The following is a 21,695-nucleotide window of genomic DNA, read 5'->3' as shown; positions in this document are numbered from 1 at the left end:
AATAGAGAAAATTAATAATAATATAATATTTAAATTAATTTTCTCTATTATTATTTTTAACTATGCTTAAAGTAAAATAAATAACTTTTGTTTATTGAAATTAACTCAAAATAACGCTTTTTAAAGCATTTTTTGATTTTTTAGGTCTTCGTATATTCTTATTAAGCTAATTCTTTCTAAAACAAGCTTATTTCAAGTATTTACACCTTAAAAAGAGATTATTTTTTAGAATTCTTATTTTTTAAAATATAAATGTGAGAAGAATATTCTTTTGTAGAAATTGCTTTTACATTTGAAATAAATCCAATCCAAAAAGCTGTTATCAAATTTGAATTTCCTGTTTTGTATTTTTCACTTAAAAGAGAAACATAAAAAGAATCAAAATACATCGGCAAAACTTTTTCTACTTCCATATGTACTTTTACAAATAACATCGAAATTGATTTCTTAGAAAAATGCCAAAGATGACGCGGAACATCATAAGCTGCCCAAAAACTTTTATAATAATCTGCATCATAAGATTTATAATTTGGAACAGCCACAATTAATACTCCATCTTTTTTCAACATCTTTTTTAATTGCTTAATATAATAATTCAAATCCGGAACATGTTCTAAAACATGCCACATCGTAATAACATCAAATTTCTCTTTTTTATAAGCTTCAATTTTTCTTTTAACTGATTTCTTTTCTAATTTTTCATTTGCTAAATCTCTTGCACCTTTGTTTGGCTCTACACCAAAAACTTCCCAGTTTCCTTCTTGACACACTTTCAAAAATTCTCCTGTTCCAGCTCCAACATCTAACATTTTCTTTGTTTCTGTTTGAAAAGAATTTAATAATTGTAATTTCTTTTTCAACGTATGTTTTTTCACACGTTGGTAAATTTTGTCTACAAAAGAAGTATTCGAATCTGTATGTGAAATATATTCTTCACTTTCATAATAGGATCCTAAAAATTCTTCTTTTGGTCTAGGCGAAGTAATCAAAAGTTCCGATTCTTCATCTATCATTATCTGAAATGTTTCTTTTGAAACTGTATAATCTTTACTCTTTATAAATTCAACTAATTCGGAATTTGTAATAGGAGATTTATCGATAATTTCAAAAGTATCTTGCATCGTAATTGTTTCTTATTTGGGGATTAGTTTTCTCTTCTCAAATTTTCTTTTTCATTTTATTTTGGGCGTTTCCTTCTTCTTCCATAAATTTCAGAATTCAGGTCGGGCTTTCCGCTATATCTTTTGCTGCAAATCTGCAAGCAACAAAAGGATGCCGCTGCAATCCCTAACGCATCCGTTTTTCAAAAAGAAAATCTTTCAAAAATTTTCGAAAACAAATATAACAGCTTTTCTCAACTCGAATAAATTTTCTTTTCAAACAATCATTTAAAATTAATTTTCATTCTCTAAAGTCGAATTCTAATTTTAAAAATTACAAATCAAAATTTTCATAAAAAACAAAATCGTTCCACGTGGAACAACCCAATAAAAAATCCTTCTTCACAATTTGAAAAAGGATTTTTTAATATTTTAAATAAAGTAAATTGACCGTTAAGCTAAATCAAAACTCGGCAACTGAGCGAAGCCGAAGTTCGGTAGCTGAGCGAAGCCGAAGCTATCTTCCCATATACACCAATAATACCGAAATATCACTTGGAGAAACTCCACTAATTCTACTCGCTTGCGAAATTGTTTTCGGACGAATTTTCATCAATTTCTCTCTTGCTTCATGCGATAAAGATTTCACTTTTGTAAAATCAAAATCATCACGAATTTTAATATTTTCTAAACGATTCAGTTTATCTGCATTGTTTTTTTCCTTTGCAATATATCCTGAATATTTAACATGAACTTCCGTTTGTTCAATGATATCATGTGTCAATTTATGCTCTTCAATAAATGCAGCAACTTTCTCTAACTTTTTAAAATCGTTAAAGTCTAATTGCGGACGAGCAAGAATTTTAAACATCTTCATCGATTGTGGAATCGGAGTTGTTTTCTTTTCTTCTAAAATAGGGTTAATCTCTTCAGGACGCACGGAAGTTTCTTTTAAGAAATCCACAAACATTTGCGTTTTAATTTCTTTATCCACCACTAAATCCATTCTTTCTTGCGAAGCCAAACCTAAATCGTAAGCTTTTTTTGTCAAACGTAAATCAGCATTATCTTGTCTTAAAAGTGTACGATATTCTGCTCTAGACGTAAACATACGATAAGGTTCTTCTGTTCCTTTCGTAATTAAATCATCAATTAAAACTCCAATATAAGCTTCATTTCTTTGTAAAATAAATGGCTCTTTTTCTTGGATTTTTAATGCAGCATTAATTCCTGCCATTAATCCTTGAGCTGCCGCTTCTTCATATCCAGTTGTTCCATTAATTTGTCCTGCAAAGAAAAGATTTGAAACCAACTTTGTTTCTAAAGTATGATTCAATTGTGTTGGTGGGAAATAATCATATTCAATTGCATATCCATAACGCAACACTTTTACATTTTCAAAACCGGCAACTTTACGTAAAGCTTTATCTTGAACATCTTCTGGTAAAGAAGTTGAAAAACCATTTACATACATTTCAATCGTATTCCAACCTTCTGGTTCCACAAAAATTTGATGTCTATCTTTCGAAGCAAAACGATCAATTTTATCCTCAATAGATGGACAATATCTTGGACCAGTACTTTGAATTCTACCATTAAACATTGGAGAACGATCAAATCCAGAACGTAACAAATCATGAACTTCTTGAGAAGTATATGTCATGTAACAATCTTTTTGTGTTTCCAATTTTTTAGATGTTGGTAAATAAGAAAATTTCTCTGGATTTTCATCTCCTGGCTGCGGAATCATTTTAGAATAATCTAATGATCTTGCATCCACTCTTGGAGGCGTCCCTGTTTTCATTCTTCCAGCTTCAAAACCAACTTTTACTAGGTCTTCTGTAATTCCTCTTGCAGCAGATTCTCCAGCTCTTCCTCCTCCAAATGTTTTTTCACCAATATGAATTAATCCATTTAAGAAAGTTCCAGCTGTAATGATTACAGTTTTTGCTTTTATTTCAATTCCTAAAGCAGTAATTACTCCTTTAATTTCATTTTCTTCAATGATAAGTCCCGTTACCATTTCCTGATACATATCAAGGTTGTCAGTATGTTCTAACATCACTCTCCATTCTTCAGCAAATCGCATACGATCACTTTGTGCTCTTGGACTCCACATAGCAGGACCTTTAGACTTGTTCAACATTTTAAATTGAATAGCCGTTTTGTCTGTTACGATTCCACTATATCCTCCAAGTGCATCAATTTCTCGAACAATTTGTCCTTTGGCAATTCCACCCATTGCTGGATTACAGCTCATCTGAGCGATGTTCTGTAAACTCATAGTGATAAGCAATGTTTTTGCACCTAAGTTTGCACTAGCTGCAGCAGCTTCACTTCCTGCGTGTCCACCACCAACGACAATTACGTCATATGTTGTTGTAAATAAACTCATATTTAAAAAAGTTCCACGTGGAACATTGATTTAAAATTTTTTGCAAAAGTACAAAAAGGATTTTAAATCGAATACTAGAGTTTTCCTAAATAATAGATTTAGAATAAGTTAAGACATTCGTCTTCTTTTTCACGCATAATTTTCTTTTCTTCAGGAGTTTTATCTTTATATCCCATATAATGTAAAACGCCATGAATCATAACTCTACGTAATTCTTCTTCAAAAGTATAACCTAAATCAATAGCATTTTCACGAACTCTTTCAACAGATATAAAAATATCACCACTGATTAATTTTCCCATTGTATAATCAAAGCTAATTACATCTGTTAATGTATCATGATCTAAATATTTTACATTCAAACTATGTAAATATTCATCATCACAAAAGATATAATTTATCTCTCCTTCTGTAAAATCTGTTTCTTCAAAACAAGCAGCAATCCACTCTGTTATTCTTGCTTCATCATCTAATTCAAAATCTAACTCGTAATTGAAAAGTACCATGGTTGTTTATTTTAATTGTTGTTGAAAATATTCTTGAACTTTCTTTTTATAAATAGATTGTAAAGGTAAAGATTGCCTTTGTAAAATTTCATCTTTATTATAGAAATTCTCAGGTAAATTTAATGAATCAATTTGGTAAAAATCATACTCTGTTTTATTCGTATTCGATTCTCTTTTGGAATCTTTCCCTTGTTCTTTCTCAGCTTTTTGCAATTTTAAAAGCTCATGTTTTAATAATTGCATTTGTTTTTTATAAGATTCAGTTACTCCTTTATCTAACAATTGTTTTTCTAATTGTTTCATTTTCGTAACAGCTTTAGAACCATTCCCTCCTTTTCCTTTCTTTCCATTTTTAGCTATATAATCTTCTAAAGCTTGGCGCAATTTAGCTTGCTGTTTATAGATTTCATATAATCGTTCACTTTCAGCTTCGCTATTTCCATCCTCGCCATTCTGATTTCCTTGTCCATTTTGTCCAGAAGATTGCCCACCTTTTTGTCCAGATTTTCCTTGTTGTTTTCCTCCTTGTTGTTGACCTTGTTTGCCTTTTCCTCCTTTTTGTCCATCACCTTGTTGTTCACCAGGTTTTTGTCCTTCTTTTCCTTTTTTACCTTGCTGCATTTGCTGCATCATTTCGTCATGTTGTTTAATGATATCAGGTAAACTAAAAGATTTCCCTTGTCCTTTTGAATTTCCTTTACCTTGCCCTGGAAATGGAGGAGGCATTTGCATGTTATTTAAAAGTTCACTTAAAAGTAAAGCTAAATTATTTGCTCCTGTAATGATAAATTGTTGATCAGATAATCCTGTTTGATATTGATTTTCTGTGAAATGTTCAAAAGAATTTTCAATGTAATAATGAATATTTGAAACATCCTCTAAAACTCTATTAGACAATTTTGGAGTTCGTAACGATAAAACATATAAGCTATCATCAATATGCTCGAAATGTTGTTTTAATTTTTGCTGTAATTTAATATTTGAAGCAAAAGAAGGATGTTTTGTCGAAGCATTTTGGAAACGTTCCATCAAATCTTCTTGTTCAAAAGAAAAAGTCAATAAGTTTTCAACAATTAAACGAAGTGTTTCAATATTTTCTTCAATCATTTCTCCAGATTGTTGCATCATCGCTTGCATCATTTGCATGCTGATATTTTGCATTTGTTGACTAGCTTTTTTCTGATTCTTTTTAGGAGATTGTTGATTTTGTTGGTTTTGATTTTGTGGAGATTCTTGACTTTTTTGCTTATCAGAATTTTGCTTTTCTGATTCTTCTTTTTCTCCATTTTGTTGTTCTCCTTCTTGAGAATCTTTCTTTTCTGAATTAGAATTTTCTTGATTTTTTAATTGCTCTTCTTGTTTCTTTTCGATTTTATCTAATTCTTTAGAAACTTGATTTTCCTCAAATTTCGTATCTGGTAATTGCATTGGTTGCTTTAAATCTTCATTATCTTTTCGTAATTCATCCAATGCTTTTTTTTGCTTTTCAAATTCTTTCGCTAATTCATCTTGCGCCTTTTTTTGTTCTTCTAAAGATTTATCCTCTTTATTCTCGGCAAGTTCCTCTTGTTTTTTAGCTAATTCTTCTAATTTATTTGCAATATCATTTGCTTTTTGTTCCACATAAAAACGTTTTGTCAATTCTAAAACTCGCTCTAAACTTTGCTCTTGCGCTTCTTGTTGTTTTGCTAATTGCTTTAATTTTTCAACTAAATCTTCTTTATTTAATTTCTCTGAAAGCTTCTTTAATTCTTCTAAAAGTTTCTTTTGTTTTTCAAGATCTTCTGCTTCTTTTAAACGCTCTTCAATCGCTTCTTGATCTTCTTTTAATCGATCTTCTAAATCATTCGATTTTTGCTCTTGAAAATTCTGTTTTAAAGTCTCTGCTTGCTTTTCTAACATTTCATTGTATTGCTCATGTCTTTTCAAAAATTGTTCTAATTTCTTCTTATCAGACCATTGCATTTTCTCCGACTTTTGCAAATTATCTTCAAATGATTTTAATTCTTTTGAATTTTCTTTTGTGTTTTCTAAAGCATCTTGAAGCTTATCAATCGATTCTTTTTGTTCTTTAATTAATTCGTCTTGAACTTCTTTTTGCGTCTTTTTATAATAACTAAAAGTTTGTGTTTTAGCCGATTTATTTCCATGTAAAATATCATTATCAAAAACTTCAAAATAAAAAGCATAAGAAATTCCTTCCTCAATTTCTAAATGTTGTGGAAAAACATATTGAAACTGCTGATAACTTTCTGTATTTATTGGAAAACGATAAGTTTTTTGATTTTCTGGATTTTTCTCATCAAAATAAACCAATTGTAATTTTGAAATTCCATAATCATCTGAGACTTGTCCTTTAAAAAATGCTGGTCCACGAGAAATGGAATCGATATTTGTAATTACATCAATTTTTGGTGAAGCATCAGAAATTGTTTCAATTGAAAACTGTAAAACTTCATAATCTTTTAAAGCTTTATTAGAAGAAGAAATTGTATAATTAATTGGTTTGAAAATTCTTTTTTGAAAAAAATATTCTGTGTTGTTTTCTTCAGATTTTGAAAACTTTTCTATTTCCTCTGAATTAAATGCTACATTTTCTGTATTATTAGTTTTTACAATCCACTTAACATTTGTTCCTTCAGGAACTACAATATTTCCAGTATTTTTAATCGTTTCTTTTTTCTTGTTTGTATAAGCTGGATAACTTAATAACATTTCAAAATCAGTAATTACTGGAGCATTTACAAGATTTATTTTATAATTTTTAGAAGAAAATCTATTTGCTTCAAAATAAAAATCAACAGGTTTTTGAATATTTTGAAAAGTAAATTGAAAAGCTCCTAAATCATTTTTAGCTAAAAGATAATTTTCACCATCAAAATGAATTTCTACATTTTCAGGTTGTACGTCACCAATAATTTCAAGAGTAATTGGTAAAGAACTTCCTTCTACAGCACTTAAATTCTCATGTAAAAGATGAAATTTAAAAGGTGCTGGAGGCTCAAATTCTTTTTTGTATTGCACAACTCGATCCAGACTATCGTTAAATATCTTCACATCACCAGTCAATAAAGTGATAAAAATAATTCCAAGTGGAAAAGCTGCATAACGAAGATATTTTACATTGGTTTTGAAATTAATTGCCTTTTTAAAAGGAATTGGTTGTAATTCTTTACTTTTTTGTTCAATACTAGCTATTAATAATTCTGATTTTGCGTCTGAGGCTCCAAGTTGAAGAACATTTAAAAGCTTATCTCCTACTTCTGGGAAGTGATTTCCGATTATTTTTGAAGCTTCTTCGTCTGAAATTCCTTTTTGTAATCCAATTAATTTAAAAATTGGAAGAAAAATAAAGCGAATTAATAAAATAAATTCAACAAAAATAAACAGCCAAAATAAGATAGCTCGGTAAGAAGATTTCAACCAAAAAAAGTGTTCAACAAACAGAGTACCAATAAAATACAGCAATCCAAAACTAAAAAATAATATACTTCCTTTTAGTAATTCGTTTCTATAATATTTTTTAATAAAGAATTTTAGCTTATCTTTTATGTAATGAATCGATTGCAAAACAGACAATTAATTTAAATAGTTAGTAAAACGTAAAGTTAAAACAATTATGAAAAATACGTATTTGATTCTGTGTGCATTTTTTATTTCTATAGGTATTTATGCACAAAGCGCTTGGACTCAGAAAAAAAATGAATGGTATGTACAAGCTGGCTTCTCTAGTATTAACGATTATTCTGGGCTTTTTGGTGCAAATGATAACACTTATAATACTTCTAGAAAAATCACGGATAATACTTTACAAATTTATGCAAAATATGGAATAACGGATAAGACAACGGTTCTTGTGGATGTTCCATATAAAATTTTAAAAACTGGAGATTTATCTGAAAATCCTACACACGCTCCTACAATTGCAGATGGAACTTTTTCAAATTTAGGAAATATTTATGTTGGAGTTCAACATAATTTTATCAATAAAGGTGTGGTAGTTTCTGGACAATTAAATCTTGGAATTAATTCTTCTAGTTTTGATGAGGAAACTGGTTTAAGAACTGGTTATGACGCATGGGAAATTATTCCAACAATCAACGTAGGAAAAGGTTGGGATAAATTTTATTTACAAGGAAATTTCGGAGTTAATTTAAAAACAAATGATTATAGCAATAGTATTGTTGCTAATTTAGAAGGTGGAATTAAATTCTTACAAAGAATTTGGGTAATCGGAGGAATTCATGTTTTAGAATCTTTCGAAGATGGCGAAGTGATTCTTCCACAACAAAATTTACAAACTGGTTTATATTTAAATAACCAAGAATTTGTTGCTTATGGTTTTAAAGTTTTAGGTGAAATTACACCAAAATTCGGAGCTGTAATTGGAACAAATAGTGCTTTCTCTGGAAACTTAGTTGCAAAGAGAAGTGCTTTAAGTTTTGGAATTTATACTAAATTTTAAATAAACAAATCAAACACTTTTAAAAGCTGCTTTCGGGCAGCTTTTTTTATTTTATGATTTTTCTTTTCTAGTAAAAAAATGCTCTCCTCTTGACAATTTATCCATCATATCAATGATAATTTCAGCTTTTTTATCTTCATTTTTTGCAGTGTAAATCCAATTCAAAAAGGTTTGTTGCTGCTCTTTTTTTAGCTTTAAAAAATTTGTATAAACTTTCTTCGGTTCGTTTGCAAAACATTCCATAATTTCTTTAGGAATTTCTGTAGGTGCATTTGCTACATTTAACTTCAAAATAACAGAATCTCCAGATTCTTTTTTGATATTTTTTCGAATCTTCGCATTTACGGCAAGAAATAAATTACCATTTCCTTTTGGCATTAATTTGATTTTTTCCAATTCAAAATCATCTATAAATCCATTAACAATTACCCAACCAAAAGGCATATTCTTATTTGGTTTTATTTCAGGAATTTCAATATAAGTCCAAGCTGCTTTTCCAGTAAATTTCTCTAATATATATTCTTTTTCTAGTAACCATTTTTCTTTTTTCATCGTATATTCTATCTTAAGTTTTAACCAAAAATAAAAAATTCACTTTTAGTTTATAAACAAAAAAGACCATTTATCAACAGTCATTTTTGATTCGTTAATATTTCTTAAAATTTGGTTTTGATTATTCACACTTATCAACAAGTTATTAACAATTCTGTTTATAACTTAATCAAAAAATAAAAAGAAGAAATTACCAATCTAACAAATAAGCAAAAATCAATGGAACAACGATTGTAGCATCCGATTCAATGATAAATTTTGGCGTATCCACATCAATTTTTCCCCAAGTTATTTTCTCATTTGGAACTGCGCCAGAATAAGAACCATAACTTGTTGTTGAATCCGAAATTTGACAAAAATAACTCCAAAAAGGTGTATCAATTTTTTCTAAATCTTGATATAACATCGGTACGACACAAATTGGAAAATCTCCAGCAATTCCTCCACCAATTTGAAAAAATCCAATACCATTTTCTTCTGTATTTTCAATGTACCAATCTGCTAACCAAGTCATATATTCAATTCCAGATTTCATAATATTCGGTTTTAAATCTCCTTTCATGCAATAAGAAGCAAAAATATTTCCCATTGTAGAATCTTCCCAACCTGGAACCACAATTGGTAATTTTTTTTTCGCAGCTTCTAACATCCAACTAACTTTTGGATCGATTTCAAAATATGGTTCTAAAACTCCAGAGAGTAACATTTCATACATAAATTCATGTGGAAAAAAACGTTTATTATTTTGATCTGCTTTTTTCCAAATTGCAAAAATATGCTCTTGTAATCTTCGAAAAGCTTCTTCCTCTGGAATACAAGTATCTGTCACACGATTTAAACCTAATTCTAACAAATCTCTTTCTTGACAAGGAGTTAAATCACGATAATTTGGAACTCTTTTATAACAAGAATGTGCAACTAAATTCATTATATCTTCTTCAAGATTTGCTCCTGTACAAGAAATAATATGTACTTTATCTTGTCGAATCATTTCAGCTAAAGATTTTCCTATTTCTGCTGTACTCATCGCTCCTGCAAGAGTAATCATCATTTTATTTCCACTTTCTAATTGTGCTTCAAAACCTTGTGCAGCATCTACTAAAGCAGCAGCATTAAAATGCTTAAAATGTTCTATTAAAAAATTTGAAATTGATCCTTTATGTTTCATTTTTCAACAATCGATAAGAAAGAAGTTTATAATAAAGTTTAGCAACTAAAAATTGTGGCGCATGAAAATTTTCAATAGGAGCAAGTTCAACGATATCAAATCCTAAAACTATTTTTTGTTCAAAAATTTTATGTAAAAAAGTTAATGTTGGATACCATTCTAATCCTCCAGGTTCTGGAGTTCCTGTTGCTGACATAATTGCAGGGTCTAAAACATCCAAATCAATTGTGATATAAACTTTCGTTCCCATTTGAGAAATTGCATTTTGTATCCAATCTGTTTTTCCAACAATATCTTTAGCAAAATAACATTTTTCTTTATGTAAAAATTGCTTTTCAGAAACATCCATACTTCGAATTCCAACTTGAATTAAATTCGTATGTAAACTTGCTTCATGAAGTGCACAAGCATGATTAAATTTACTTCCTAAATAACTTTCTCTTAAATCTGCATGCGCATCTAATTGAACAATTGTAATATCAGGATGTTTTTCATAAAAAGCTTTGATAATTCCAATACTAATAGAATGTTCTCCTCCAAAAAAAGTTAAGAATTTATCTATTTCTAAAAGTTTTTTTGTGTTTTCATAAACTTTTTGAAACATTCGTTCAGGAGAACTTTTTTCCAAAATTGATGGAAGTATATGAATTCCTTGTTTAAAAGCTTCAGAATCGGTTTCTATATCATATAATTCCATATTCTCAGAAGCTTCTAAAAATGCTTCAAATCCTTTATTTGCACCTTTTCTCCATGTACTTGTTTCATCATATGGGATTGATTGTAATAAAACCTGTGCATTTTCAAACGATGCATATTTTTCGTCAATTCCAGCAAATGTTCTCATAAATCTTTATTGTAACCTAAAATTTTAAACATATCCCCAGCAGATTGCTCTTCACGATAGACATAATCCACAAAATTTCCCTTTTCATCTCTATCAATAATTACGTGTTTTGGAGAGGGAATTAAACAATGTTTTATTCCTCCATAACCACTAATTGAATCTTGATAAGCTCCAGTATGAAAAAAACCTAAATACAAAGGTTCATTTTCTGTTTCTTCAATTTTTGGTAAAAGAATTTCTTGATTTAAATCTTCAGAATTATAATAATCAGAATGATCACAACTAATTCCGCCAATATTTACTCTTCCATATTCTTTATTCCATTTATTAACAGGAAGTAAAATAAATTTTTCATGAATTCCCCAAGCATCCGGAATTGTATTCATCAAACTATTGTTTATGATATACCAAGTTTCGGCATCATTCTGTTGTTTTTTTTCTAAAACTTTAAAAATTATTGCGCCAGATTCTCCGACAGTATATTTTCCAAATTCCGTAAAAATATCTGGCTCAGAAATTTCTTCTTTTTGACAAGCTTCTTTAATATTTTTAATAATTTCATTAATCATATATTCATAATCGTATGAAAAACCAAGATGATTTCGAATAGGAAAACCACCTCCAAGGTTAAAAGAATCTAATGTTTTACTTCTCTTTTTTAATTCGATATATAATTCCAACGCTTTCTGAAATTCTCCCCAATAATATAAAGTATCTTTAATCCCAGAATCCACAAAAAAATGCAACATTTTCAGTTGATAATTTTTATTTTTTTGGATGTTTTTTTGAAAAAATTCTAAAACTTCATTGGCAGGAATACCAAGTCGAGAAGTGTAATAAGCAGACTGTGCTTCTTCATTTATCGCCATTCGAATTCCAATTTTCAATACTTGTTCTGTTCGAATTGCTTTTAATCTTTTAAATTCAGAAATACTATCTAAAATAATGATTGAATTTTCAAAACCAGCTTCTTGAAGTTTGACTATTTTATGTAAATATTCTTCAGTTTTATATCCATTATGAATTATTATTCTTTGTTTATCAATTTTTTCTTTTTCAGCTAAATTTAAAATCAAATCAATATCAAATTCAGACGACGTTTCTAAATTCACTTGGTGTTTTAAAGCTTCATTTATCACATGATAAAAGTGATTACATTTTGTACAGTAACAGAAATGATATCGTCCTTTATAATTATGATTTTTAATAGCTCTTTTAAATAAATTTCGTGTTTTTTTTATTTGATCACCGATTTTTGGAAGGTAAATAAATCGAAAAGGTGTTCCATATTTTTCAATTAAATATTTTAAAGAAACACCATGAAATGTCAAATAACCATTTCGTAAATCAAATCCTTCTTGAGGGAAATAATAACTTTGTTCTATTAAATCAAAATAAGTGTTCTTCATTCACATCTTTTTTAAAACAACATCACTTTTTTGAACAGAAAGAATTTATAATTTATTAAGATTATTAATTCTACATGTGTTATCTTAAATTTAGTTAATTTTTTGATTTTAAATAGATTAAAAACAAAAAAGCATCAAACCTAAATTTAGATTTAATGCTTTTTAATTCTATTTTTTATAAATTTATTTTCCTTGAACAATCAAAACAAATTCACCTTTTGGAGCTTTCTTTTCAAAATGTTGAATTAATTCTTCCACCGTTCCACGAATCGTTTCTTCATACATTTTAGTTAATTCTCTAGAAGCAGACATTTTTCTTTCTGCACCAAAATATTCCTTAAAATGCTGTAATGTTTTCAATAATTTATGTGGAGATTCATAGAAAATCATCGTTCTAGTTTCTTCTGCTAAACTTTTAAAACGTGTTTGTCTTCCTTTTTTAATAGGTAAAAAACCTTCAAAAACAAACTTATCATTTGGCAAACCAGAATTAACCAAAGCTGGAACAAAAGCTGTCGCTCCAGGTAAACATTCAATTTCAACTTCACCTTCCACACAAGCTCTTGTCAACAAAAATCCAGGATCAGAAATCGCTGGAGTTCCTGCATCTGTAATCAAAGCCATCGTTTCTCCTGCTTTCATTCTTTCTACTAACTTATCCACAATTTTATGTTCATTGTGCATATGATAACTTTGCATGTGTGTAGAAATTTCATAGTGTTTTAAAAGTTTTCCAGAAGTTCGTGTATCTTCCGCAAGAATAACATCTACTTCATTCAACACTTTGACACTTCTAAAAGTCATGTCTTCTAAATTACCGATTGGCGTTGGAACTAAATATAATTTCATGATGATTTTTAATATTGGACAAAGGTAGGGAAAATTACATTTTACATCCTATGAATCCAGCGAATTGGATCCAAACGTTTTGTATCTTTTGAAAGTACAAAAGAAAGAATTGTTTTGTCTGTAATTTTATCTGTAAAAATGGTTCCTATTTCTTGTTTTGTTTCCACTTTATCCCCTTTATTTACAGTTACATTCATTAAGTTATTATAAATTGTAATATAATTTCCATGACGAATATAAACTGCTTTTTTCCCACCTTTTAAAACTTGAATTGCGAAAACTTCTCCATCAAAAATACAACGTGCTTTTGCACCTTTTTCTGTTGCAATATGAATTCCTGTTCCGACAATTGTAATTCCTTTAAACGTAGGATGTGGTTGAGGACCAAATTTTCGAACAACCAAACCACGTTCTACAGGCCAAGGTAATTTTCCTCTATTGGATTCAAATTTTACAGCCAAAAATTTAGCTTCTTTTGTAAGAATATATTTCGTTTCTGAAGTCGTTGTTGTTACTTTTGGAGCAGTAGTTTTTTTAGTTTTAGAAGCTTTCTTTTTTGCAGCAGCACGTTTTCTAGCAGCTTCTGCTTTTGCTTTTCTATTTGCTCTAGCAATATCTTCTTTAATCAACTTATCAATTTCTTTATCAATCTTTGCTTCCGCAGCGATTTTACGCTTAATTTCATTCTTATATTTTCGCTCTTTTCGCTTGATTTGCTTGATAATCTTTTCCATGTTCTCTTTTTCCTCTTCAATTAAAGATTGCTCACCTAATTGTTCTGTAATTAAAGCTTCTTTTAAGTTTTTTCGGTTGGATAAAGAGTCGGTAAATTTTTCGATTTCTAATTTTTGAATTACAATTGCTTCTCCTTGTCTCTTACGAAACTGAGAATATTGCTTCATATATTGAATTCGCTTGTAAGCTTGATAAAAATCTTTAGAAGAAAGAATAAACATCAATCGACTATTTTGTGATTTACTTTTATAAGAACGATAAACCATTTCTCCGTATTCTTTCTTAAGTTTAGAAAGCTTATTCTCAAGTGTATCTACCACAACTTGATACGATTCAATTTCTAGAGAAAGTTCATCAATTTCTTCTTCAATAGTTTGAATTAAATAATTTCTACGCTCGATTTTTTGTTGATGATCATTAACTTTCACCAACAGATTTTTTCCTTTTTTCTGCGTTTTAAAAAATAAATTCTGAATTGTTTTAATTTCTTCTTGTAATTGTTCTCTTTTCTTTTCTAATTCTTTTCGTTTTGTCGATTGTGAAAATGCAACATTTACGCAAAGAAAAAAAGTGAGAAATACGATGGAATATTGTACAATACGTTTCATTAATCTAAACTGATTTCTTTATAACCTTTTGGTATTTTAAATGGAAAACTCAATTTTCTATCTAGTTCAACAGTCTTATAATCAATGTTTATTTTTGTTAATTCATCTTTAGTAATCGCTTGTATTTCGATGTCTTTCGGAAAGATAATTCCGTTTTTTTGTTGATAAGTTTGATAATCAATAATTAATTCTTGCTCTTTTTCTTCTTGTTTAATATGTTGTTTTGCAACTTTAAAATTAGAAGGATTAATCCAGAAAAATAAATCAAATAATTCTTGTTGTTTTCTTGGAGTTAATAAATAGTTTTTCCCTTCAATATCTGAAGCATATCTATCATCTTTTAAATCGTAAATTGCTTGACCTAAAAGTAAATTTTGTACTTTTTCAAAATCTAAATCTGTACCTAAAAATTTACTTAAAATCGTAAAATCTCCATCAAAATAAGTATTATCCAAAGCATTATAAAAACTAACTTTTTCTGGAGTTATTAACATTTTTGCACCTGTAATTCCTAACATTCCTGCACTAATCCAAATCTTTTTATCAACTTCCATACGAAGTTTCACCGAAACATTTTGTGTTTGATTAGCATCTTGGAAACGAACTTTCATTTTTGCCAAAACAGTCTTCTGTGGAAGTTCATTTTTATAATGTCTTTTAATAATTTTTTTTGAGCTTAATTCCTTAACCTCAGTAACATCATTTGTAAGCGTTTTTGTGGTTTTACAAGAGCTAAAAATTAGTACGAAAACTAATAGAGTAAATTTTAATAAAGATTTCATTTCTGATATAATATTTTAAAGCTTTTTTAAATATTCCTTTGCTTTATCTTCTTTATTTAATCCTTTATAAGAAGCTGCAAATTGCTTATAAAATAGTTTTTGTAGTCTTTTATTTTCAAAAACATATTCCATTCCCATTTCTAAAATATCCAAAGCATCATCGTATTTTTTCAACTGATTTAATGCTGTTGCATTTTGCAAATATAAAAAAGCTTGGGTTGGATATAATTCAATTCCTATTTCGCTGTATTTTAATAGTTTTTGAAAATCATTTTCTTTTTCTACAAGAATTAAAAGTTGTTTTAAAACTTCAAATTTTCGCGTAGAATTAAATTCATTTACCAGACTTTTAATAGAACTTTTGTCTGATTTTGTAGTTTTTTGGTTTTGGTCTGCTCTTCTACGAACGGATTCTTTATAATAATCAAACTTTGAAGAAAGCATTCCTTTTTCATCTAATTCTTTAATCAAATCTCTTGCTTTTTCCATTTGTCTATTTTTAAGATAAAGCATGATTAAATCATTCGATTTTTGTGGCTTTTGAACTACCATTTTTTCCACAACTTTGATTGCATTTTCATAATCTTGTTGTTCTTCAAAAATTTTTGATGCTAGTTCTTGAAACCAATAATTATCTTCTTCTAAAGCAAGGGCTTTTTTAATAAAAAGATCTGCTTCAAAATATTGTTTTTGACGAAAATAATTATCCGCCAACTGAAAATGAACAGCTGTATTTAATGAATCTATTGTGTAGCAACTTTCCAGTTCTAAAACAGATTTATCATAGCTTTCATTAGCTTTTAATTTTAAAGCTTCAAAAAAATGTTCTTGAAATTTTAAATAATTTTCTTCCTTTTCATTTTTTTGAGCGTAGATAAAAAAAGGAATACATATGATTCCTATCCATAAAGTTATATGTGCATTCCTTTTTTTCATATTAAAAAGTTAAATTAATTCTGTGTAATCTCCAATACTTATTGAGGTAAAATTACCATCAAATTTTGCATGATTTCCAACCATTGCATTATCTAAATTTGCATTTGTAATTTGCACATTTTTCTGGATTAAAGAATTTTTAATCGTTGCATTTTCTACAACGCTATTCTCTCCTAAAGATACATTTGGTCCAACAATTGCATTTTTAATTACAACATTTTCACCTATAAAACATGGTTCAATAATCGTTGCATTTTCTAAAGAAATAGAATCAGCAATTAATTTTTCTCCATCTTTATGAGCAAAACCTAAAATCTTTGTATTCGTATCTACAGTTGGATCTTTTTTACCACAATCCATCCATTCGTCTACTTTACCAGGAACAAATTTCATTCCTTGTTGCTTCATATTTTCAAGAGCATCTGTTAATTGATACTCTCCTCTATCCATAATGTTATTATCAATTAAATATTGTAATTCAGACTGTAATTTTGCTCCATCTTTAAAGTAATAAATTCCGATGATTGCTAAATCAGTTACAAATTCCTTTGGTTTTTCCACAAAATCTGTAATAATTCCGTCTTTTAATTTTACAACACCAAAAGCACTTGGATCTTCTACTTGTTTTACCCAAATTGCTCCATCTGCTTCTGTATCTAAAGTAAATTCTGCTTTAAATAATGTATCCGCAAATGCTACAACACATGGTCCATCTAAAACATCTTTTGCACAGTTAATAGCATGTGCAGTTCCTAGGGCAGTTTCTTGAACAAAAACATGTCCTTTCGCTCCTAAACTTTCTGCTATATTTATTAAGTCTTCTTTTGTTTCTTCTTTAAATCCTTTTGTTGCAGGACCAATAATGAAGGCAATCTCATCAACATCCTCTTTTACAACTTTCGTAATATCCTCTACCAATCTTTGCACAATTGGTTTTCCTGCAATTAATGTTAATGGCTTAGGAGTCGTCAAAGTATGTGGTCTCAACCTTGATCCAACACCAGCCATAGGGACTATAATCTTCATAAGTTTAATTTGGTATTAAATTCCTTCCTGTAAAATTTTTTTGCAATATACAATTAATAACTATATATCTTTCATTTACAATTCATCCTTTCAAATTTTGCATTAAATAATATCTATTCTATAATGATTTGTTTAAATGAAATTGGAAGTTTGTTTTTATATGTTTAAATAAATGTTTTTATGCACAATTATCTGTAGTTATTCACATGTTATAAACATAAAAAAGTGATTTGAATTGTTCAAGAAATTTTCAAATCACTTTTTCTTTATTTTTCTTTATAAATCACCAATGTGAATAAGATTTAAAAACAATAATTTGAGTTATTAACATATCAACAATATTGTGAATAACTTGTTAATAACCCTAAATGTAAAATTTTATTTTTTAAGTGTTTTTTAAGATTTAAACAACTTAACTATATGATAATAAAAATATTAGCTATTTTAAAATCATGTGAATATGTGGAATTCCATCTTCAATATAAGATTCTCCTAATTGTTGAAAACCATGAGATTCATAAAATTTCTTTAAATATAATTGTGCTCCAATCTTAATTTCTGAAGTTTTAAACAGGTTATGAACAATCTCTTTTGATTTCTTCATTAATTGATGTCCATATCCAAACTTTCTATATGCTTCATGAACTAAAAATCTTCCAATTGCTGCTTGTTCATAATATACACCTTTGTTGAAAAGTCGTGCATAAGCAACAATTTTCGTTTTCTCTTCATTATATATATAAAGGTGATGTGCTTTTTGGTCTAAATCGTCTATATCTAAATAAGCACAATCTTGTTCTACAACAAAAACTTCGGAGCGTATTTTTAATAGTTGATAAAGTTCTTCTTTTGTTAACTCATCAAAAGTTTTTAAAATCCAATTCATTATTTAACTGGAATTTTGTCAACTCTATTTTGATGTCTACCACCTTCAAATTCAGTATTTAAAAAAGTATCTACAAAATGAATTGCATCTTCTTGAGATACAAATCTTGCAGGAATACTTAAGATATTTGCATCATTATGTTGTCTTGCTAAAGAAACAATTTCCTTGTTCCAACACAATGCAGCACGAATTCCTTTATGATGATTTGCTGTCATTGCAGCACCATTTCCACTTCCACAAATGATAATTCCCAAATCTGCTTCCTTTTTTTCAACAGCATCTGCAACTGGGTGAACAGCATCTGGATAATCCATACTTTGTTCATCATTTGTACCGAAGTTAAGTACTTTAATTCCTTTTGTTTCTAAATATTCTACAATTTCAAACTTGTATGCTGTTCCAGCATGGTCATTTCCGATGGCAATTGTCATAAGTTGTGTGTTATTGTTAATAATAATATAGGTACAAAAGTACGAAAACTACGTTATTAACACCCTTAAAATAACATTGTTAATTAAATCAATACATGTGCTGATTTTCAAGGGTTTAGAATTAACAACCAATGTGAATAAAATGAGAACTAAAAAAAATAAGATAATTTGGATTTTAACAAAACTTGTACATACAAGAATCGAAATTTGTTTTGCAACTTTTTTTATAGAATCTTTTTGAAAGTTTTTTCACAGTTATTAAACCACTTATTAACATTTATTCACTGTTTTTTTATCTTCAAAAATTAAACACTGACTTATCAACACAATGTTTATAAAGTATAAAACTACTAAGGTTTTCAAGGGTTTAATTTTAACAATGATTGTTAATATCTGTTGATAGGTATGTCTATTTCAAATAAACAAATTTTTAATTAACAACTTATTGTACTTATTAACACTATATAATAAGAGACATTTTATTTTTTTTTAAAATTTCTTTTAATAGTATATATGTTAATATATGTTGATAACAAGTATCGTTTTCTTCTTTTTTCATGTTATGGAATAATTAAGTATTTAGATTCTTTATCTAGATTGAAAAAATAAACTACCTTTGTAATAGTTTTACTGCCTAGTATTATTTAAAGTCCACTTTTGTGTAATTAATTAGATAATTTCGCCCAAAGATTTAGTTTTATTAAAAAAAGAAAGTAACAATTGTTAATAACTCTTGTTATGATGTGAAATACTATAGTATAATGAGTAGAAAAAAAAGATTATTTAAGAAAAAAGGAAATGTTATTAAAGATTTAACTAGAAAAGTGTTGAAAATCTTAAACGCAGAACCTAATAAATCCTTCAATTATAAACAAATTTGTGCAAAAATGGGTGTGATAAACGCAGGTGGAAAGGCACAAGTAATCAAGAAGCTTGAAGAATTGAAGGCGCAAAAAAAAGTTGAAGAAACAGGAAGAGGAAAATATAAAATTAACCTTGCAAAAGATTATTATACAGGAACAGTCGATTTGACTTCTTCAGGAAATGCTTATTTCATTTGTGAAGAATTTGAAGATGATGTGTTCATTCCTTCTATTAACTTAAATCACGCTTTACAAGATGACACTGTAAAAGTTTATGTTTATAAAAGAAGACGAAATAAGAAGCTTGAAGGAGAAGTTGTAGAAATTGTTAACAGAGCCAAAAAAGAGTTTGTAGGAGTGTTACAAATGAGTAAAAACTTTGGTTTTGTAGTTCCTGATAATCCAAAAATGTATGCAGATATATTTATTGCAAAAAATAAAGTTGGAGAAGCAGAAGATGGTGATAAAGTAGTTGCAAAAATTACAGATTGGCCTGAAAATTCTAAAAATCCTTTTGGAAAAATTACAACAGTTCTTGGAAAACCAGGTGAACATGATACAGAAATTCATTCTATTTTGTTAGAATACGGATTGCCTTATAATTTCCCTCCAGAAGTTGAAAAAGAAGCTTCTGAGCTTCCAATTGAGATTACTGAAGAAGAAATAGCTAAACGTAGAGATATGCGTTCTGTGACGACTTTTACAATTGATCCAAAAGATGCAAAAGATTTTGATGATGCTCTTTCTTTTGAAAAATTAGAAAATGGAAATATCGAAATTGGAATTCATATCGCAGATGTTTCTCATTATGTGCAACCTGATACGATTTTAGACGATGAAGCATATTCTAGAGCAACTTCTGTATATTTAGTGGATAGAGTTGTTCCTATGCTTCCAGAAGTACTTTCAAATAATGTTTGTTCACTTCGTCCTAATGAAGAAAAATTAACTTTCTCAGCTGTTTTTGAAATGAATGATAAAGCGGAAATTGTGAATAAGTGGTTTGGAAGAACTGTAACTTATTCTGATCATCGATTTACGTATGAACAAGCTCAGGAAATTATTGAATCTGGAGAAGGAAAATTTGCAGAAGAAATCACAACTTTAGACAAGCTTGCCAAGATTTTACGCGGAAAAAGAATGGAAGCTGGTGCAATTACCTTTGATAATAAGATTGAAGTGAAGTTTCATTTAGATGAAAAGGCAAATCCAACTGGAGTTTATTTTAAAGAATCAAAAGATTCTAACAAACTAATTGAAGAATTTATGCTACTTGCGAATAAGAAAGTAGCCGAATTCATTGGATTTACCAAAGGACGTCCAACAAATAAGACCTTTGTTTATCGTGTGCATGATGAACCAGATGGTGAGAAATTAACATCTTTACAGAACATTGTTAATAAGTTCGGTTATAAGATTGATACACATTCAAGAAAAGCAACAACAAACTCATTAAATAAGCTTTTAAAAGATGTTGCAGGAAAAGGAGAAGCTAATATGGTAGAAACTTTAGCAATTCGATCTATGAGTAAAGCTTTGTATACGACAGATAATATCGGACATTATGGTTTAGCATTTGATTATTATAGTCATTTTACTTCACCAATTCGTCGTTATCCTGACGTAATGACACATAGGTTGTTACAACACTACTTAGATGGCGGAAAATCTCCAAATGCTGAAGTGTATGAAGAAAAAACGAAGCATAGTTCGGATAGAGAACAATTAGCAGCAAGAGCTGAAAGGGATTCTATCAAATATATGCAAGTGAAATATATGGAAGATCATAAAGATGAAGAGTTTGAAGGTGTCATTTCTGGAGTAACTGAATGGGGAATTTATGTGGAAATTAAATCCAATAAATGTGAAGGAATGGTTCGAACTCGAGATATTAAAGATGATTATTATATTTTTGATGAAGAACAATATGCTTTGGTTGGACAATCTTCCCATAATTTATATCAATTAGGAGACTCTGTAATCATCAAAGTGAAGGATACTGACTTGGAAAGGAAGCATTTAGATTTTGATTTGATCGAAAAATTATAAAGTTTAGAAGAATAGAATTTTTTTATAAAATTCTATTTTTTACTATTTATGTTGAAAATTAAATAAAATATTAAGTATTTAATAGTTATTT

The 21,695-nt window shown here is 28.7% G+C and carries 17 protein-coding genes; 2 read left to right on the top strand and 15 right to left on the bottom strand.

Translation table 11 applies throughout. The annotated features are described in order from the left end of the window. Positions 1–218 precede the first annotated feature (218 nt). From I1A51_RS15400 to I1A51_RS15385, 4 genes are all read right to left on the bottom strand, one after another. Positions 219–1,121 (bottom strand): class I SAM-dependent methyltransferase, encoded by a 903-nt coding sequence (locus tag I1A51_RS15400; RefSeq protein ID WP_196895484.1) that lies wholly within the window; start codon positions 1,119–1,121, stop codon positions 219–221. A 496-nt stretch (positions 1,122–1,617) separates the two neighbouring features. After that, positions 1,618–3,495 (bottom strand): tRNA uridine-5-carboxymethylaminomethyl(34) synthesis enzyme MnmG, encoded by a 1,878-nt coding sequence (gene mnmG / locus I1A51_RS15395; protein ID WP_196895483.1) that lies wholly within the window; start codon positions 3,493–3,495, stop codon positions 1,618–1,620. A gap of 98 nt (positions 3,496–3,593) precedes the next feature. After that, positions 3,594–4,001, bottom strand: coding sequence for an rRNA maturation RNase YbeY (gene ybeY / locus I1A51_RS15390; protein ID WP_196895482.1), 408 nt, complete (start codon positions 3,999–4,001; stop codon positions 3,594–3,596). 6 nt (positions 4,002–4,007) lie between these two features. Beyond that, positions 4,008–7,424 (bottom strand): DUF4175 family protein, encoded by a 3,417-nt coding sequence (locus I1A51_RS15385; RefSeq protein WP_196895480.1) that lies wholly within the window; start codon positions 7,422–7,424, stop codon positions 4,008–4,010. A gap of 196 nt (positions 7,425–7,620) precedes the next feature. Here I1A51_RS15385 and I1A51_RS15380 point away from each other — a divergent pair, with 196 nt between their 5' ends. Continuing rightward, complete coding sequence (locus tag I1A51_RS15380; protein WP_196895479.1) at positions 7,621–8,466, top strand: hypothetical protein; 846 nt, start codon at positions 7,621–7,623, stop codon at positions 8,464–8,466. A 51-nt stretch (positions 8,467–8,517) separates the two neighbouring features. Here I1A51_RS15380 and I1A51_RS15375 read toward each other — a convergent pair whose 3' ends face one another. From I1A51_RS15375 to rpiB, 11 genes are all read right to left on the bottom strand, one after another. Next, positions 8,518–9,018, bottom strand: coding sequence for a YdeI/OmpD-associated family protein (locus tag I1A51_RS15375; RefSeq protein WP_196895478.1), 501 nt, complete (start codon positions 9,016–9,018; stop codon positions 8,518–8,520). Between the two features lie 190 nt (positions 9,019–9,208). Continuing rightward, the gene (locus I1A51_RS15370; protein WP_196895477.1) at positions 9,209–10,186 is read right to left on the bottom strand and encodes a deoxyhypusine synthase family protein; all 978 of its coding nucleotides are present in this window, start codon (positions 10,184–10,186) and stop codon (positions 9,209–9,211) included. Next, positions 10,176–11,030 (bottom strand): agmatinase, encoded by an 855-nt coding sequence (gene speB / locus I1A51_RS15365; protein WP_196895476.1) that lies wholly within the window; start codon positions 11,028–11,030, stop codon positions 10,176–10,178. The genes I1A51_RS15370 and speB overlap by 11 nt, the downstream gene beginning before the upstream one ends. After that, positions 11,027–12,439 carry a type III PLP-dependent enzyme domain-containing protein gene (locus tag I1A51_RS15360; RefSeq protein ID WP_196895474.1) on the bottom strand — a complete coding sequence of 471 codons (1,413 nt, stop codon included), beginning with the start codon at positions 12,437–12,439 and terminating at the stop codon, positions 11,027–11,029. The genes speB and I1A51_RS15360 overlap by 4 nt, the downstream gene beginning before the upstream one ends. A 183-nt stretch (positions 12,440–12,622) precedes the next feature. After that, on the bottom strand, positions 12,623–13,291 hold the full coding sequence (gene rsmI, locus I1A51_RS15355; RefSeq protein ID WP_196895655.1) for a 16S rRNA (cytidine(1402)-2'-O)-methyltransferase: 669 nt from the start codon (positions 13,289–13,291) through the stop codon (positions 12,623–12,625). 38 nt (positions 13,292–13,329) lie between these two features. Then, complete coding sequence (locus I1A51_RS15350) at positions 13,330–14,631, bottom strand: murein hydrolase activator EnvC family protein (RefSeq protein ID WP_196895472.1); 1,302 nt, start codon at positions 14,629–14,631, stop codon at positions 13,330–13,332. Continuing rightward, positions 14,631–15,413, bottom strand: coding sequence for a DUF4292 domain-containing protein (locus I1A51_RS15345; protein WP_231374053.1), 783 nt, complete (start codon positions 15,411–15,413; stop codon positions 14,631–14,633). The genes I1A51_RS15350 and I1A51_RS15345 overlap by 1 nt, the downstream gene beginning before the upstream one ends. A gap of 15 nt (positions 15,414–15,428) precedes the next feature. Then, the gene (locus I1A51_RS15340) at positions 15,429–16,349 is read right to left on the bottom strand and encodes a tetratricopeptide repeat protein (RefSeq protein ID WP_196895471.1); all 921 of its coding nucleotides are present in this window, start codon (positions 16,347–16,349) and stop codon (positions 15,429–15,431) included. Positions 16,350–16,358: 9 nt separating this feature from the next. Further along, positions 16,359–17,375 carry a sugar phosphate nucleotidyltransferase gene (locus I1A51_RS15335; protein WP_196895470.1) on the bottom strand — a complete coding sequence of 339 codons (1,017 nt, stop codon included), beginning with the start codon at positions 17,373–17,375 and terminating at the stop codon, positions 16,359–16,361. 439 nt (positions 17,376–17,814) lie between these two features. Then, positions 17,815–18,261: a GNAT family N-acetyltransferase gene (locus tag I1A51_RS15330; protein ID WP_196895469.1), complete on the bottom strand. Its 447-nt coding sequence runs from the start codon at positions 18,259–18,261 to the stop codon at positions 17,815–17,817. Then, on the bottom strand, positions 18,261–18,692 hold the full coding sequence (rpiB, locus tag I1A51_RS15325) for a ribose 5-phosphate isomerase B (RefSeq protein WP_196895468.1): 432 nt from the start codon (positions 18,690–18,692) through the stop codon (positions 18,261–18,263). Before rpiB ends, I1A51_RS15330 begins: the two co-directional genes overlap by 1 nt. Positions 18,693–19,453: 761 nt before the next feature. On the opposite strand from rpiB, the gene rnr reads away from it, so the two are divergent. After that, positions 19,454–21,604, top strand: coding sequence for a ribonuclease R (rnr, locus tag I1A51_RS15320; protein ID WP_196895467.1), 2,151 nt, complete (start codon positions 19,454–19,456; stop codon positions 21,602–21,604). The last annotated feature ends 91 nt before the right edge of the window (positions 21,605–21,695 follow it).

This window comes from Aureivirga marina, assembly GCF_015767265.1.
Taxonomy (GTDB): domain Bacteria; phylum Bacteroidota; class Bacteroidia; order Flavobacteriales; family Flavobacteriaceae; genus Aureivirga; species Aureivirga marina.
Note: the sequence above shows the minus strand (reverse complement) of the source record. Positions and strands in the feature narration are given on the sequence as shown.